General features: G+C 62.6%; 14 protein-coding genes. 12 read left to right on the top strand and 2 right to left on the bottom strand.

Annotated elements, in window-relative coordinates; genetic code table 11:
- Positions 1-152 precede the first annotated feature (152 nt).
- Positions 153-2,525 carry an outer membrane protein assembly factor BamA gene (gene bamA / locus AC3WKX_RS32600; protein WP_102368638.1) on the bottom strand — a complete coding sequence of 791 codons (2,373 nt, stop codon included), beginning with the start codon at positions 2,523-2,525 and terminating at the stop codon, positions 153-155.
- Positions 2,526-2,738: 213 nt separating this feature from the next.
- Between bamA and AC3WKX_RS32605 the strand changes: the two genes are divergently transcribed.
- The 3 genes from AC3WKX_RS32605 (at position 2,739) to AC3WKX_RS32615 (ending at position 5,229) form a co-directional block, all read left to right on the top strand.
- Positions 2,739-3,422: a response regulator transcription factor gene (locus AC3WKX_RS32605; RefSeq protein ID WP_003211262.1), complete on the top strand. Its 684-nt coding sequence runs from the start codon at positions 2,739-2,741 to the stop codon at positions 3,420-3,422.
- Entirely contained in the window at positions 3,419-4,699 is a 1,281-nt protein-coding gene (locus AC3WKX_RS32610) for a sensor histidine kinase (protein WP_102606514.1), read from the top strand. The genes AC3WKX_RS32605 and AC3WKX_RS32610 overlap by 4 nt, the downstream gene beginning before the upstream one ends.
- Before the next feature lie 80 nt (positions 4,700-4,779).
- Positions 4,780-5,229, top strand: coding sequence for a hypothetical protein (locus tag AC3WKX_RS32615; RefSeq protein WP_032898575.1), 450 nt, complete (start codon positions 4,780-4,782; stop codon positions 5,227-5,229).
- A 106-nt stretch (positions 5,230-5,335) separates the two neighbouring features.
- On the opposite strand, the gene AC3WKX_RS32620 is transcribed toward AC3WKX_RS32615, so the two are convergent.
- Complete coding sequence (locus AC3WKX_RS32620; protein ID WP_102606434.1) at positions 5,336-8,161, bottom strand: ATP-binding protein; 2,826 nt, start codon at positions 8,159-8,161, stop codon at positions 5,336-5,338.
- Between the two features lie 576 nt (positions 8,162-8,737).
- On the opposite strand from AC3WKX_RS32620, the gene AC3WKX_RS32625 reads away from it, so the two are divergent.
- From AC3WKX_RS32625 to AC3WKX_RS32665, 9 genes are all read left to right on the top strand, one after another.
- A complete protein-coding gene (locus AC3WKX_RS32625; RefSeq protein ID WP_003211270.1) occupies positions 8,738-9,010 on the top strand; it encodes a BufA1 family periplasmic bufferin-type metallophore in 273 nt (90 codons plus the stop codon).
- Positions 9,007-9,435, top strand: a complete 429-nt coding sequence (locus AC3WKX_RS32630; RefSeq protein WP_102606435.1) for a DoxX family protein — start codon at positions 9,007-9,009, stop codon at positions 9,433-9,435. The genes AC3WKX_RS32625 and AC3WKX_RS32630 overlap by 4 nt, the downstream gene beginning before the upstream one ends.
- A 45-nt stretch (positions 9,436-9,480) precedes the next feature.
- The gene (locus AC3WKX_RS32635; RefSeq protein WP_003211274.1) at positions 9,481-10,248 is read left to right on the top strand and encodes an alpha/beta fold hydrolase; all 768 of its coding nucleotides are present in this window, start codon (positions 9,481-9,483) and stop codon (positions 10,246-10,248) included.
- A 24-nt stretch (positions 10,249-10,272) separates the two neighbouring features.
- Positions 10,273-10,545 carry a BufA2 family periplasmic bufferin-type metallophore gene (bufA2, locus tag AC3WKX_RS32640; RefSeq protein ID WP_003211275.1) on the top strand — a complete coding sequence of 91 codons (273 nt, stop codon included), beginning with the start codon at positions 10,273-10,275 and terminating at the stop codon, positions 10,543-10,545.
- Positions 10,546-10,601: 56 nt separating this feature from the next.
- Complete coding sequence (bufB, locus tag AC3WKX_RS32645; protein ID WP_102606438.1) at positions 10,602-11,453, top strand: MNIO family bufferin maturase; 852 nt, start codon at positions 10,602-10,604, stop codon at positions 11,451-11,453.
- On the top strand, positions 11,450-12,226 hold the full coding sequence (locus tag AC3WKX_RS32650; RefSeq protein WP_102368640.1) for an HvfC/BufC N-terminal domain-containing protein: 777 nt from the start codon (positions 11,450-11,452) through the stop codon (positions 12,224-12,226). The genes bufB and AC3WKX_RS32650 overlap by 4 nt, the downstream gene beginning before the upstream one ends.
- 4 nt (positions 12,227-12,230) lie before the next feature.
- Positions 12,231-12,767, top strand: a complete 537-nt coding sequence (locus AC3WKX_RS32655) for an alpha/beta fold hydrolase (protein ID WP_102368641.1) — start codon at positions 12,231-12,233, stop codon at positions 12,765-12,767.
- 92 nt (positions 12,768-12,859) lie between these two features.
- Positions 12,860-14,224, top strand: a complete 1,365-nt coding sequence (locus AC3WKX_RS32660; RefSeq protein WP_102606436.1) for an MFS transporter — start codon at positions 12,860-12,862, stop codon at positions 14,222-14,224.
- Between the two features lie 75 nt (positions 14,225-14,299).
- On the top strand, positions 14,300-15,304 hold a 1,005-nt coding region (locus AC3WKX_RS32665; protein WP_102665797.1), incomplete at its 3' end, for an MFS transporter.

Below are 15,304 nucleotides of genomic sequence, written 5' to 3' on the forward strand. Positions count from 1 at the left end.
AAGCCGGAGTGAGGGCACACCGAGCCTAAGCGAGGTGCCGAGTGGTGGGGCAAGAGCGTTTTGCTTACTTTTGCGCTTTTCAAAAGTGAGCCGCTGTAAGAGCGGAACCAATAGCGGCCATAACCGCAAAAACGGATATGTACCCAGGCAGATCAGAAATTCTGCCCCATGGAGAACTGGAACACCTGCTTGGTCGCATTCTCCGGCGTACGAACCGGCAACGCCAGGTTGATACTCAACGGCCCCAACGGGCTGTACCACGTAGCCCCAACCCCCACAGATGCACCCAGCTGACTCAGGTCAACCCCATTACAACCCTGGGTAGTACTGAGGGCACACTTGTCCGAATAAACGTTACCCACATCCCAGAACACAGACGTACGCACCGACTTATTATCTTTAAGGAACGGCATCGGAAACAGATATTCCGCCCCCCCGGTAATCAGGATGTTGCCCCCCAACGCCTCAGGACTGCGGTCGCTGTAGTACTGCTGGCCCGCACTGGCATACGCCCCGGTCGCCGGCGTACTGCGCGGCCCAAGCGTGCCGCTTTCAAACCCGCGCACCGAACCTTCACCCCCGGCCGTGTAGTTTTCATAAAACGGCAGGCCGTCCGTCGAGCCGTACCCGTTGGCGTAACCGAGCTTGGTATGCAAACGCAGCGTCGTCGAATTGGTGATCGGCACAAATGTCTGCCCGGAATAATCGAGTTTGTAGAAACTCAAGTCACTGCCCGGAAGCGTCACCGTCAGGTTCAGGTTCTGCGAGTAACCACGGGTCGGCATCACGCCTTTGTTCAACGTCGACTCCGACCACCCAAGGTTGGCCTTGAAGTTGGTGAACTCACTGCCTTCGCGCTGAAGAAAATCGTAAATCTCATCAGAGCTGTAGATGCCCGGGTCGATACTGTCGTGTTGCACCGTCAGGCCGAAACTCAACCGCGAGGTTTCATTGATCGGGTAGCCGAGTGTGGCCCCCAGGCCGTAACTGTTGATGGAGTAGTAGGAAACACCGCTGCCATCGTCGTAGTAGTTGTTGTAATCGGTGGCACTGTAGAACGCGTTATAGCCCAGGCTCACCCCGTCCGGCGTGAAGTAGGGGTTGGTAAAGCCAATGTTGTACTTGCTCTGGTACTGCGAGCGGGTCAGGCCCAGGCTGGCATAATCTCCGGTGCCCAGGAAGTTGTTCTGGGTGATCGAACCGCCAAGGATCAGCCCGGCATCCTGGGCAAAACCGACGCTGGCGGTAATCGAGCCGGACGCTTGTTCTTCGACCGCGTAGTTCACATCAAGCTGGTCGTCGACCCCCGCCACGGCTGGGGTTTCGACGTTGACCTCCTTGAAGAAGCCCAGGCGCTCAAGGCGAACCTTGGACTGGTCGATCAGGTAGGTCGACGCCCAGCCACCTTCCATCTGGCGCATTTCCCGGCGCAGCACCTGGTCGTCGGTCTTGGTGTTGCCACGGAAGTTGATGCGGTTCACATAGGCCCGTTTGCCCGGGTCGACCGCAAACACGATGTCCACGCTGTGGTCTTCATCGTGGGGCGTGGGCATGCCGTTGACGTTGGCGAAGGTGTAGCCGTCGTTACCCAGGCGCCGGGTGATCAGGTCCGAGGTGGTGGTCATCAGCTTGCGCGAGAACACCTGGCCTTTCTGCACCAGCAACAGGGCTTCAAGCTGGTCCTGGGGCACTTTCAAGTCGCCGCTGAGCTTCACGTCACGCACCGTGTATTTCTCGCCTTCGTTGATGTTGACGGTGATATAGACGTGCTTCTTGTCCGGGGTGATGGACACCTGGGTCGAGGTGATGTCCATGTTGATATAACCACGGTCCAGGTAATAGGAGCGCAGGCGTTCCAGGTCCCCGGTGAGTTTTTCACGGGCGTACTTGTCATCGTTGGTGAAGAACGACAGCCAGTTGCTGGTCTTGAGGGTGAACGTGCCGATCAGTTCCTTGTCGGTAAACACGTGGTTGCCCACCACGTTGATGTGCTGGATCGCGGCCACGGAGCCTTCGTCGATCTTGACCTTCAGGCCCACGCGGTTACGCGGCTGCGGCAGCACTTCGGTGTCGACCGTGGCCGAATAGCGACCCTGGGCCACGTACTGGCGCTGCAGTTCGTTGCGCATGCCTTCCAGGGTGGCGCGCTGGAAGATCTCGCCCTCGGCCAGGCCCGACTGCTTCATGCCCTTGAGCAGGTCTTCGGTGGAGATGGCCTTGTTGCCTTCGAACTCGATGCTGGACACCGATGGGCGCTCGACCACATTGATGATCAGCACCGTGCCGTCGCGGCTCAATTGGATGTCCTGGAAGAAGCCGGTCTTGAACAACGCACGGGTGGAATCCACCAGCCGTCGGTCATCCGCCTCGTCCCCCACGTTCAGGGGCAAGGCACCAAACACGCTGCCCGCCGAGACCCGTTGCAGACCGTTGATACGGATATCCGAGATTTTGAAGGCTTCAGCGTGTGCAAGTGTGACATTGAGCAGCAGCGCAACCGAGCAGAGCAGGCGCGAAAAATTCATCAAGATCTTTTCCAGAACACATCGACAAGCAGCGCAAGCGCGCCGGGATGACTCGCCGCAGACGGGTCACCACAACGCGGCCAGACGGGTGGACGGCAAGCATAAGAGCGGCGCGGGTTTGGTGCGGTTAACCAAGTGTCAAGTTAGGTAAAGGTTGGCCCCGGGGCGATGAGGCTGGGCGATACTGTGGGGGTACCCTTTCACGAGCTCGCCATGATCCGCGTATTGCTAGTCGACGATGACCAGGAACTGACTGAAATGCTGGGCCAATACCTGGAGCATGAAGGCTTTGAGGCGACCTGCGTGCACACCGGCGAGGAGGGTGAAGTTGAGGCGTTGTCGGGGCGCTACAGCATTGTGGTGCTGGACGTGATGCTGCCCAGGCTCTCGGGCATCGAGGTGCTCCGGCGTATCCGGGCCAGCAGCCAGGTGCCGGTGGTGTTGCTCACGGCCCGGGGCGACAACATCGACCGGATCACCGGGCTGGAACTCGGCGCGGACGATTATGTGCCCAAGCCCAGTTCCCCGGGTGAGCTGGTGGCGCGGCTGCGCGCGATCATGCGCCGGGTGCAGCCCGTGGACCCGCCGGCCGCTGACGTGATCAAGACCGGCGCCCTGGTGCTCTGGCCCGGCAAGCGCCAGGCCCTCTGGAAAGGCTGCGCACTGGGGCTGACCAGTACCGAATTCAGCCTGCTTGAAGTGCTGGCCCGGTGCGCCGGCCAGGTGGTGAGCAAAAAGGACCTGTCGCTCAATGCCCTGGGCTGCCCGTTGACCCGCTATGACCGGCGCATCGACGTGCATATCAGCAGCATTCGCCAGAAGTTGGGCCCGCGCCCGGATGCCAAGGCCTGGATCCAGAGCGTGCGTGGCCTCGGTTACCTGTTGATCGCCGAATGATGAAACCCAGCCGGCTGTTCTGGAAACTGTTCCTGGCCTTTTGGCTGGCCACCAGCCTGACGTTCCTGGTGGGGTTGAGCATTCTCGTGGCGGGCAGCCTTGGCCCGGGGGATCACCATCTGGATGCGATCCTGGCCAGCGAAGAACAGTTGCTGGAACAGTACGGTGTCGAGTCGGGCCGCCAGCTCCTGGCGGTGTGGCAGCCACCCCACGGCCAAGCCATTGGCGTTTATGACAGTGCCGGTCAATTGCTGGCCGGCACGCCGGTCTCGCAGGTGGCTTATGAAAAGTCGCTGATCAGCAAGGACGGGGCCACGCTGTCCCTCAGGTCTTCCCATCCTCCCCACGAACCCGGGCGCCTGGGCCACTGGATCCCGCTGATCATCGGCACGCTGATGAGCGCGCTGTTCAGTGGGTACATGGCCTACTACCTGGCGTGGCCGCTGGCTTATCTGCGGCGGGCGATGGGCGACGTTGCGCTGGGCCGCTTCGAAACCCGGGTGCGGCCGATGATGGGCAAGCGCCGTGATGAAATCGTCGACCTGGCCGAAGACTGCGACCGCATGGCCAACCAGCTCAAGCTGCTGGTGGAAGCCCAGCAACAGTTGTTGCACGACATCTCCCATGAACTGCGCTCACCGTTGACGCGCCTGCAAGTGGCCATCGGGCTGTTGCAGCAAGACCCGGTACGCCAGGAAATGCTCGGGCGCATCCTGCGTGAATCGGCGCGCATGGACACGCTGATCGAGGCGCTGCTGACCCTGGCGCGTGTGCAGGGCCGTCCCGAAAGCATCGAGCGCGAGCCGGTGGATATCGTCGAATTGCTGGCCGTGATTGTCGAGGATGCCCAGTTCGAGGCGGGTATCAAAGGCTGTAGTGTCAGCTTGCAGGCGTGTCCGGACTTTGTCAGTCGGGCCAGCGGCGAGCTGCTGTATCGGTGTTTCGAAAATGTCATTCGAAATGCCGTGCGCTACACGCAGCCTGATACCACGGTGCGGGTTTCGGCGGAGGTCAGCCCCGACACCCGTTGGCTGCGGGTATTGATCACCGATCAGGGTCCGGGCGTTGAAAACCTGCGGTTGCGGAGTATTTTCGAGCCTTTCGAACGTGGCCCGCATGACACCGATGCCGGTTTCGGACTGGGCCTGGCGATCGCCTTGAGGTCCGTGGAAATGCATGGCGGCACCATCGAGGCGCACAACGAGCCGTCCGGCGGGTTGAGCGTGGAAATCATCCTGCCTCGGGTGGGATCTTTACACGATATTACATTGGCTTGACCGCCCTGTACGCCCTGCGCCTTTAGACTTTTCCTCTGCGTGAGCTGATGTTCAGTGACGCCATTGGCGTGGAGGTGGCGATGTTTCAGGTGCATAAAAAAGGCTTCGTGGCCGGCAAGAAAATGGTCGACGGCCTGGTGCCTTACGATTTCTTCTGTGAAGACAGCCCGGCGATCAACCTGTTCGTGTTTACCGGCTCTGCGGCCCTCGGCCAAACCGTGGAAGAGCAGACATTGTGGGGCTTTACCCGGCTGGAGCGGTTTGAAGCCATGACCGGCGCCCTGGTGGCGAACAAGAAGAACGACGGCTGGTTTCAAAGCGTCAACGTGCTCACCGGGCCCAGCCAGAACGGCACCCAAAGTGTGAAATTCCAGCGGGTGCTGAAGATCATCAAGCACGCCATCGCCACGGGCCGCGCGACCAGCAAGTTTGAATATGAGATTCATACGGATGAAGGCGACACCTACTTCACCCGCCGACCCGCTGCACCCGACAGTGCGCAAACCGTCATTTATGCGGCGGATCAATAGCGCGGCTGCCGGAGTTCAAAAAGAGCGAAAAGGGGACAGATTTATTTATAAAATAAATCTGTCCCCTTTTTACCGTCCCCTTTTTACCGTTACATGCCGGCAGCCTCTACCGGTGTTGAAACCTTGGCAACGAAGCAATCCGCATCTTCGGTTCCTGCAACCTGGCCAGGTCACTGGCAATCTGCGCCCGCCAGAAATGCGCCCCGGCCAGTTGCGCATCCACCCACGCCTGGCGCAGCAACACCTTGGCCTTGTCCACCGACCCGTACTGGGCCTGGCGCAGAATCAGCTGCGCCTTGATCCGCAACATCTGCGGCACGAACCAGCGCTCATGCCGGCCCAGCGCCAATTGCAGGGTGTCTTCCAATACCTCCAGCGCCAGTTTCTCCAGGCCCAGCCGCGCCAGCCCCAGGGCGTATTCACAACGCAGCAAGCTATAAAGCTGGCTATCGCCTTGGCCATGCAGGTGATGCAAGGCCTCACCCAGCAACGGCACGCCTTCTTCGGGCGACCCCTGGCGGATCAGCAGGATGCTCTCGAAGCACAGCCGAAACTGACGCCAGATGTGCAGGTCCTGCTGGGTCGTGCTGTCTTGCAGCAAGCCCAGGTAGTACCGCACCTTGGGCAGGTTGGACGCCAACAGCGCCAGGGGAATTGCCCCCAGGCACAGGGTGTACCAGAGGGTCGCGGGGTGATCGAGGGTGATGGCTTCATCGACGCAACTGCCGATCAGGCGCAGCGCCGGGTCGACATCGCCTTCCAGCAACTGCACCTGTGCCTTGAGGCAGCGGGCGGCGATGCGCTGGTCAAAATGCACGTCGATAATATGCGAGCGCGGCGCTGACGGTGACCCCAGTGCCTCGTCGATATTCTGTCGGGCGCCGGCCAGGTCGCCCATGTGAAACAACGCCAGCGCGCGCATGCGTTTACCCAGCAGTTGCTGGTTGCCGCTGTGGCTCAGGCTGATGTAGCGCTCGGCCAATTCCAGTGCTTCGGCGTACTGGTTGCAGCCGCAGCGGTCACTCCACAGGCCCCACAGCGCCCGCAGCTTGTGCTCGGCATCGCCCAGGTCGCGGGCGTCTTCACGCACCTGGCGCCAGGCTTCGCGCATTGGCCCGCCGGTGCCATAGGTGAGCATCAGCACGCTGGCCAGGGCGGTTTGCAACAGCATGCGCTGGCGCAGCGGCAGCGGGGTGGTGGCGGCGCTGGCCAGGCCTTTGTCGACCCAGGTGCGGCACTCGCTGACCAGCGACAGGCGCAGCCACAGCGGCACACCGCCCAGGGTCAGTTCGATGCCGGTGGGCAGGTCGCCCGAGGCTGAAAAGGCCCACTCCAGCGCGGTGCGGATGGTGTTGATTTCCGGGCCGTAGAGGCCGATCCAGGTCTCGGGAGAAAGCCCGTCGAGGGTCTGCCCGGCTTCCTGCAATACGCCCAGCGCATACAGTGCATGACGCTGGCGGGTGGCATCGGCTTCGCCGTGTTCGTTGAGCTTCTCCAGGGCGTAGGCGCGGGTGGTTTCCAGCAGGCGGTAGCGCTTGAGCAACTGCGATTCACCGGCGATCAGCAGCGACTTGTCCATCAGGCTTTCCAGCAAGGGCAGGGCATTGCGGGCATCGAGGGTGCTGCTGGCGGTCATGGCCTTGACCGCGTCCAGGGTAAAAGAACCGGTGAACACCGCCAGTTGGCGCAACATGGCCTGTTCGTCGCCGGTGAGCATCGAGTAGGTCCAGTCCAGGGTCGCGCTCAGTGAACGGTGGCGGGCGAGGGCGGTGCGCCGGCCGGTCATTTGCAGGCGGAAGCTGCCGTCGAGCAACCCCACCAGGTCCTGGATGCCAAAGGTGCGGACCCGCGCTGCGGCGATTTCGATGGCCAGGGCGTTGCTATCGAGCTTGCGACAGATGGCGCTGGCGGCGGCGACGTCGGTGTCCTTGAACACGAAGGCGGGGTCGAGGGCCTTGACCCGTTCGATGAACAACGCGATGCCCGACCAGGTCATGGCTTGCTCGGCACTCAAGTTCACGTCTTCGTCCGGCACCAGCAGCGGTGCGAGGTCGTGCACCCGTTCGCCTTCGGCCCGCAGCGGTTCGCGGCTGGTGGTCAGCACGCAGCACTGGGGCGCGCAGCGCAGCAGCACTTCGACGACGTCGGCGGTGGCTTGCAGCACGTGCTCGCAGTTGTCGAGCACCAGCAGCAACGGGCTGTTGGCGAGCATCGAGGCCACGCTTTGCAAGGGCTCGTCACTTACGCTTTGAATGCCCAGCGCGTTGGCGAGCATGCCGGCCACCCATTGGCCGCTGGTGGCGGGGGCCAGGTCGACGAAGCACATGCCCTGGTGAAAGCGGCCCTGCAGCAGCTGCGCCACGGCCAGGGCCACGGTGGTCTTGCCGATGCCGCCGGGGCCGGTGATGGTCACGAAACGCTGGCTCAGTACCTGGTCGGCCAGGCTCAGGATCAGCTGTTCGCGGCCAATCACCGTGGTGGGCGCCGGTTGCAGGTTCGGTGCCTCTACTGTCGGGGCGGGCAGCAGGGCCTGGGTCATAGCGCCTTCACCCACCGCCTGCATCGTCACCGGCGCGACAAACCGATAACCCCGGCCTGGCACGGTGACGATGTAGCTGAAGTTGCCGTCATCCCCCAGCGCCCGGCGCAGCGCAACGATCTGCGCGCGCAGGTTGCATTCCTCCACCACCACTTTGGGCCAGGCGAAAGAGATCAGCTCGGACTTTTCCAGCAACTCGCCAGCCCGACTGGCGAGGGCGATCAGCAAGTACAAGGCGCGGCTGCCGAGGGTCACCGGCTCGCCGTTGCGCAGCAATACATGCTGGCGCGCCAACAAGAGAAAGGGGCCAAAACCGATTGCATTCTCGGTGTGGTCCGGGGCCTGGGGGACGAGGTCCGTGAAGGACACTGCGGGGTATTTGCTCGAACTCATCAATTTGTCCTTTTTTGTAGTCGGGCTTGTTATTGGCGATCAGGCCATTCGCCCTTTTGGGTGCTTACGTGCGGCAGCAGGCTTGGAGAGTTGAAGTCGATCAAAAAGGTGAGAGTTGTCCCCCTCCTTTGGGGCATGGACGTTGTTATAGGGCGCGGGGCCGTTGGGTTTCAGGCGATGAGACTGTTTCAATTTAGAAACATTTTATTACTAGAAAACCTGATGTAGCAGAATGTATGCCAGTTGGCATGTAACAAAGATGACAACAACCGTATGAAATTTATGGGGATTTTTGAGGTCGTCGAAAGCGGGGGAAGGTGGGTGTTCGGAAAGGCGAATATTTCTAATTGTGTCGTTCGGGATGCCGAATAAAACGGCGGTGGTTTGGCGTGGTTTTTTTGGCTGTGTATCAGACTGTGTATCAGCACCCACCTGATACACCGGCATGAATAGAAGGAGGGAACGCGACACAGACGGGATACACGCCTGGCTTTAAATCTGTCTACCAGATGGCGCAGGCGGTCACTCACCGCACAAGCGCCCTGGCCACATTCAGTCAAGCCAGGAGATTCAACAATGAAGCGCCATTACGCAGCCCTTGCCGCCACCCTCGCACTGTCCCTCGGTGCCTTCGCCGCCACCGCCCATGCCGAGGATGCCAAGCCTCAGGAAAAATGCTTCGGCGTGTCCCTCGCCGGTGCCAACGATTGCGCCGCCGGTGCCGGGACTTCCTGCGCCGGCACCGCCAAGGCGGATTACCAGGGCAACGCCTGGGTGCTGGTGGACAAAGGCACCTGCACCCAGATCAAAACCCCCAAAGGCTTCGGCAGCCTGACGGAACAACCATGATTGCCCTGGCCCCTGCGGTGCTCAAGCGTGTGCTACCTGAGGCGCTGCTGTTGCTGGTGGCCCGCCTCGGGATCGCTTCGGTGTTTTTCCTCTCGGGCCGCACCAAGGTGACCGGTTTCCTGCAGCTCAAGCCGTCGACCTACACCTTGTTTCGCTCGGAATACGCCTTGCCGCTGGTGCCGCCGGACTGGGCAGCGCACCTGGCGACCTACGCCGAGCATCTGTTCCCGCTGTTGCTGGTGCTGGGCCTGCTGACCCGCCCGGCGGCTGCCGCGCTGTTGGGCATGACCCTGGTGATCGAGGTGTTCGTATACCCCGACGCCTGGCCGACCCACCTGACCTGGGCCGGGCTGTTGCTGCCGCTGCTGGCGTATGGCGGCGGGGCCTGGTCAGTGGACCGCGTGCTGTCCGGCCAACGCCGTTAACCCTTTCACAACAATGATCAGGCCCCAAGGCCTGTGGAGAGTCGCATGCGTATTCTTTCTTCCCTGGCGATCGCCATGGCACTCGCTACACCGTTGGTGGCCTCGGCCGCCGATGCAGCCAAGCCCCAGCCGGGCACCGGTAAAAGCGTGGTGATCGTGCCCGGTTCCTTTGTCGACGGCTCCGGCTGGCGAGTGGTGCACGACATCCTGATCCACAAGGGCTACAAGGTCACCGTGGTGCATCAGGGCCATGAAAGCCTCGCCGCCGACGTGGCCGAGGCCCGCGAAGTGCTGGAGCAGCAGGTCGGCCCGGTGGTGCTGGTGGGTCACAGCTCCGGCGGCGGGGTGATCTCGATTGCCGGTGACCGCGACAAGGTCAAGTCGATGGTCTATGTCTCGGCCCTGCAACCGGAAGTCGGCGAGAACATGAGCCAGCTGCTGTCGTCGATGCCGGCGCCGAGCAATGACGTGATGCAGACCCGCGACGGGCATCTGTTCTTTGATCGCACCAAGTTCAATGCCGACTTTGCTGCCGACCTGACCACCAACCGCACCGACTTCATGGCCGCCTCCCAGGTGCCGGCCACCACCGCGCTGTTCGGCGGCACCGTGTGGGCCGCGGCCTGGCACAAGAAGCCGACCTACGCCGTGGTGTCCACCGAAGACCGTGCCCTGAGCCCCGATCTGCAGCGCTGGATGTACAAGCGCGCCGGCTCGAAAGTCACTGAAATCAAGGCCAGCCACTCGGTGTACATCTCCCAGCCCGAGGCTGTGGCGAAGGTCATCGAAGACGCGGCATCCGTCATCAAATAAACCCCACCCCGAGGAGTAATACCCATGAGCACATCCATCAAATCCCGCTTGAGCCTTGCCACTGCTGCCGCCCTGATCGCCATGGCGTCCGCTTCCTTCGCGGCCGCCGCCAGCGCCGCCGACCAGCCGGAACAGCCGGGTCGCTGCTACGGCGTGAACAACTGCAAGGGCGAAAGCCTGTGCGCCACGGCCAAGAACGATTGCAAGGGCCTCAACAGCTGCAAGGGCCAGGGCGTTGTCGTCAAGACCCCGTCCGAGTGCCTGAAGCTGGGCGGCACCACTACCGAACCGAAGTAACACCCCGGCGGGCCCAGGTTGGGCCCGCCGCCTATTTATGCAACGGAGACCACATGATGCCGACACCCAACCCGCGTTTTCCAGGCTATGGCCTGGGGCTGCGCAAGGAACACTACAGCGAGTTCCTGGAGAACCCGGTGGCGGTGGATTTCGTTGAAGTGATCTCCGAGAATTTCATGGTCGCGGGCGGCCAGCCCCGGCACATCCTGCGCCAGATTCGCGAGCGGTATCCGGTGGCGCTGCACGGGGTGTCGATGTCGATCGGCACGGCCGAGGGCCTCGATCGCGATTACCTGAAACGCCTCAAGTCGCTGGTGGACGAGATCGAACCGCTGTTTGTGTCCGACCACTTGAGCTGGTCCCGCAGTGGGGCCTTCAACTCCCATGATCTGCTGCCGGTGCCTTACACCCATGAGGCACTGGACCGGGTCTGCGCCAATATCGACCTGGCTCAAGAAGTGTTGGGCCGCACGATGCTGTTTGAAAACCCGTCCAGCTACCTGGCCTTTGATGGCGCGTCCATGAGCGAGTGGGAATTCATCGCCGCCATGTCCCGGCGCACCGGCTGCGAGCTGTTGCTGGACGTCAATAATGTGTTTGTCAGCGCCAGCAACCATGGCTTTGACGCTCTCGGGTTTCTCGACGGGATTCCGGCCGAGCGGGTCCGGCAAATTCACCTGGCCGGCCATAGCCAGGGCCGCGATTTGCTGATCGACAGCCACGACAGCCCGGTGTGTGACGGCGTCTGGGACTTGTATGCCAAGGCCGTTGCGTTGCTCGGCCCGGTCGCCACGATGATCGAGCGCGATGACGAGATCCCGCCCCTGGCAGAGCTGCTGGAGGAGCTGTCGATCGCCCGCATGCTCGGTGCCTCCGAGGCCTACAAGCGTGCGCAGGTGCGCTCATGAATCTCGCGCAATGGCAGCAGGCTTTTCATACCTGGCTGGTGAGTGCCTCGGAGCAGTCGGCCGAGATGTTGGGTAACAAGGCCGCGGGACTGGCGGTGTATCAGAACAACTACCGCGCGCAATTGGTGGGTTGCCTGGAACAGGCGTTTCCCAACCTGCGGCGCTGGGTCGGGGACGAGGCGTTCCTGGCCGCGTGCGTCAGCCATATCGACCGGCATCCGCCCCATGCCTGGACCCTGGACGTCTATCCCGAGGGTTTTCACCTGACCCTGGGCGAACTGTTCCCCAACAATCCCGACGTGCATGAACTGGCCTGGATCGAGTCGTCGCTCAATGAAGCGTTTGTCGCCGCCGATGCCAGCCCGTTGCCCATGGACGTGCTGGCGTCGGTGGATTGGGACACGGCACGCCTGCAACTCACGCCGTCGCTGCGCTGCCATGGGCTGACCACCAACGCCGAGGCGATCTGGTCGGCATTGTGGCAGCAAACCCCGGCGCCCGAGGCGCTGATGCTGGCCGAGGCCGGTGGGCTGCTGGTGTGGCGCCGCCAGTTCACCTCGCGCTTGCGCCAGGTCGATGCGCTGGAGTTCCAGGCCTTGGTGCACCTGCAAGGCGACGGCAGTTTTGCCGGGTTGTGCGAGTTTCTGGTAGCGCGCCTGGGGGAAGAGCAGGGCGTCGCGAAAGCCGGTGAGCTGTTGGCCGGCTGGATCGGCAGCGAGTTGATTGTGGGGGTCGTTGAAGACCTTTCTGTGTCGCATTTTTCGGAGCTATAAACCTATGTCTTTTTTCAATCGCCGTCGCTTTCTGATTTCCAGCGCCATTGCTTCAGTGGCGTTGTCACTGCCGGTCATGGCGACGCCCGCCCGTTGGACGATCCGCCAGGTCAGCACCGACCTGCTGGATATCGGCTACTACGAGGCCGGCCCGGAAGAGGGCAGGCCGATCATTTTGCTGCATGGCGCGGACGGCGACCTGGAGCGCTTCGCCGAGGTCGCACCCTACCTGGCCGCCCGGGGCTTTCGGGTAGTTGCCCCGTACCTGCGTGGCCATGGCACTACCACGCCGCTGGACAAGGCGGCACCCGCCAGCACTCAGGAAGTGGTGCTCGGCCAGGACGTGCTGGACTTGATGAACGCCTTGCACATCCCCGAGGCGGTGCTCGGCGGGTTCGATCTCGGCGGCCGCGCTGCCACCGCCGCGGCGACCTTGCGGCCAAGCCGTTGCGTGGCATTGGTCACCGTCAACAGCGCGCCGCAGCCCGCCCTGGCCGAGGTGCTGGTGCAGATGGCGCAGATGGGCAAATGGCGCACCTGAACATGAATATTTGGACAGCCGCGCATTTGCCCGCTGAAAAAAAAGGCCGCTGCCCGTAATCTAGACGCCTTTGCCACGTGTGCGGATTGTCCATGTCTTCAGTAGCTGATGGGTTGCCCAGTGATAAGCGTCTAGCGGCGGTTGTCGCCATTTCCCTGGGGATCGGCATGGCGACCCTCGACACGGCCATCGTCAACACCGCGTTGCCGACCCTGGCCGAAGGGATTGGCACCGACTCCGCTTCGGTGATCTGGGTGGTCAATGCCTACCAGTTGGCGACCATTGCCGCGGTACTGCCCTTTGCGTCCCTGAGTGATGTGGTCGGCCACCGCCGGGTGTTCCTCGGCGGCTTGCTGGTGTTTGTGGTGGCGTCGCTGTTTTGCGGGCTGGCCTGGTCACTGCCGACGCTGACTGCCGCCCGGGTGGTGCAGGGCCTGGGCGCTGCGGCAATCATGAGCGTCAACATTGCGCTGCTGCGGCATATCTACCCGGCAAAAATCCTCGGCCGAGGGCTGGGGTATAACTCATTGGTGGTGGGGCTGGCCTTTACCCTGGGGCCGACGGCGGCGTCGGCGATTCTATCGGTGGCTACCTGGCACTGGTTGTACCTGATCAACCTGCCCCTTGGGGCATTGGCCTTGTGGCTCGGGGTGCGGGCGATTCCGGTGATCCCGATCACCGGGCATGCCTTCGACCGGCTGGCGGCAATTCTCTGCGCCGGGTTGTTTGCCCTGCTGGTGCTGGGCCTGGGCTCGGCGGTGCACGGTGCGCAGGCGGTGTTGACGCTGGGGCTGATCGCCGTGGCGCTGCTGTGCGGGCTGTTGCTGATCCGCCGTCAGGCCGGGCACCCGGCGCCGATGCTTGCGGTGGATCTGTTCAAGCGCCCGCTGTTCACCTTGTCGGCCCTCACCGCGATTTGCGCGTTCAGCGCCCAGGGGCTGGCGTTTGTGTCGCTGCCGTTCCTGTTGCAAACGGTGTTGGGGCACAGCCAGGTGGCCACCGGTTTCCTGATGACGCCGTGGCCGGCGGTGGTCGCGGTGATGGCGCTGATTGCCGGGCGCCTGGCGGACCGTATCTCCCTGGCGTTGTTGTGCGGCATCGGCCTGGTGATGTTGAGCGCGGGCATGGCCGCGCTGGCGACCCTGGGCAACGACGCCTCGACCTTCGATATCGGTTGGCGCATGGCCCTGTGTGGCGCCGGGTTCGGTTTTTTCCAGTCGCCCAACCTCAAGGCGATCATGACCAGCGCACCGATTGCCCGCAGCGGGGGAGCCAGCGGGATCGTCGCCACGTCGCGGTTGATGGGGCAGACACTCGGCGCTTCGTTGGTGGCGTTGTGTTTCCACCTGTCCCTGAGCAGCGGCCCGCAGTACGCGTTGTGGCTGGGCTGCGGGTTTGCCCTGGTGGGCGCGGTGGCCAGCGGGTTGCGCCTGATGCAGGACGGCGCCAAGGTTTAATTATTTGGGCCTTGTAAAACCTTGAGGTAGACGGCTACCGTGGCCGTCTAAATAATTCTGAATGTTTCAGCTTTTATGTCTGATCTGGCCCAACGCAGTGCTGATTCCCACTCCCGCCGTGCCGCGCTGACCCTTGGCCTGTGCCTGCCCAGTGACGTGTTGCTGTACCTGGTGCTGCCGATGGAGTCCCAGGCGTTCGGTATCACCCTGGCCCAGGCCGGGGTGCTGCTGGCGGCCAACCGCCTGGTGCGGATCTTCGGCTACAAGCATGTTCTGAATTTCTACGCCCGTAACGGTGATCGGCTGACGTGCTCCATTGCCGCCGGCGCGGCGGCGGTGTGTGCCCTTGGCAACTCGATGCTGTCCGGGTTTGCGGCCTTGCTCGGGCTGCGGTTGGTCTGGGGCCTGTGTTTTGCGGCGTTGAACCTTTCCACTCAAGTGTTGGCCACCTCTGAACCGCAGGGTGCGGCGCGGCGGGCGGGGCGGTCGCGGGCGTTGATTGCCCTGGGGCCGATGCTGGCCTTGCCGTTGGGTGGGTGGCTGACGTTGCAGGTGGGGCCGCGGCCGATCTTCTGGATTCTGGCGGTGTGTTGCCTGGTGGGGTTGTGGATGGCGCGGGGATTGCCGACTGCGGGTCACAATTTGCATGGCACGCCGGGGCGGCGGTTCAAGTTGCCTGACAGTGTGGCGACCTGGTCGTTTATCGAAGGGGTGGCGCTGGATGGGTTGTTTATCTTTGGCCTGTCGATTCAGGCGCAGAAGCTGCTGGGTGGCAATGCGGTATTGATTGCCGGTGGGTTGATGGCGCTGCGATATGTTTCGGAGTTGCTTCTGAGTCCGCTGGGGGGGCGTGCTGCGCAGCAGTTTGGTGCTACGTCGATGTTGCTGCTGTTTTCGTTTCTCAGTGCGTTGGCGTTGGGGGCGTTTGGTAGTCATTGGGTGATTGTGGGGGCGGCGGCGGTGTTGGTGTTGCGGGCGTTGCAGTTGCCGTTGGTGACGACGCTGGTGGCGGAGCGTAATCCGGGGGCGATGCGGGTTTCGGCGTTGGCGCTGTGTGTTTTACACATCTCCGAGCCCACG

It is taken from the genome of Pseudomonas sp. GP01-A4, from assembly GCF_058780865.1.

What these genes read in the sequence shown, in the direction of transcription:
- bufA2 (WP_003211275.1), top strand. Translation starts at nt 10,273, where the DNA reads ATGAGCACATCCATCAAATCCCGCTTGAGCCTTGCCACTGCTGCCGCC.
- AC3WKX_RS32635 (WP_003211274.1), top strand. Translation starts at nt 9,481, where the DNA reads ATGCGTATTCTTTCTTCCCTGGCGATCGCCATGGCACTCGCTACACCG.
- bamA (WP_102368638.1), bottom strand. Translation starts at nt 2,525, where the DNA reads ATGAATTTTTCGCGCCTGCTCTGCTCGGTTGCGCTGCTGCTCAATGTC.
- AC3WKX_RS32620 (WP_102606434.1), bottom strand. Translation starts at nt 8,161, where the DNA reads ATGAGTTCGAGCAAATACCCCGCAGTGTCCTTCACGGACCTCGTCCCC.
- AC3WKX_RS32660 (WP_102606436.1), top strand. Translation starts at nt 12,860, where the DNA reads ATGTCTTCAGTAGCTGATGGGTTGCCCAGTGATAAGCGTCTAGCGGCG.
- AC3WKX_RS32610 (WP_102606514.1), top strand. Translation starts at nt 3,419, where the DNA reads ATGATGAAACCCAGCCGGCTGTTCTGGAAACTGTTCCTGGCCTTTTGG.
- AC3WKX_RS32615 (WP_032898575.1), top strand. Translation starts at nt 4,780, where the DNA reads ATGTTTCAGGTGCATAAAAAAGGCTTCGTGGCCGGCAAGAAAATGGTC.
- AC3WKX_RS32650 (WP_102368640.1), top strand. Translation starts at nt 11,450, where the DNA reads ATGAATCTCGCGCAATGGCAGCAGGCTTTTCATACCTGGCTGGTGAGT.
- AC3WKX_RS32625 (WP_003211270.1), top strand. Translation starts at nt 8,738, where the DNA reads ATGAAGCGCCATTACGCAGCCCTTGCCGCCACCCTCGCACTGTCCCTC.
- AC3WKX_RS32605 (WP_003211262.1), top strand. Translation starts at nt 2,739, where the DNA reads ATGATCCGCGTATTGCTAGTCGACGATGACCAGGAACTGACTGAAATG.
- bufB (WP_102606438.1), top strand. Translation starts at nt 10,602, where the DNA reads ATGCCGACACCCAACCCGCGTTTTCCAGGCTATGGCCTGGGGCTGCGC.
- AC3WKX_RS32630 (WP_102606435.1), top strand. Translation starts at nt 9,007, where the DNA reads ATGATTGCCCTGGCCCCTGCGGTGCTCAAGCGTGTGCTACCTGAGGCG.
- AC3WKX_RS32655 (WP_102368641.1), top strand. Translation starts at nt 12,231, where the DNA reads ATGTCTTTTTTCAATCGCCGTCGCTTTCTGATTTCCAGCGCCATTGCT.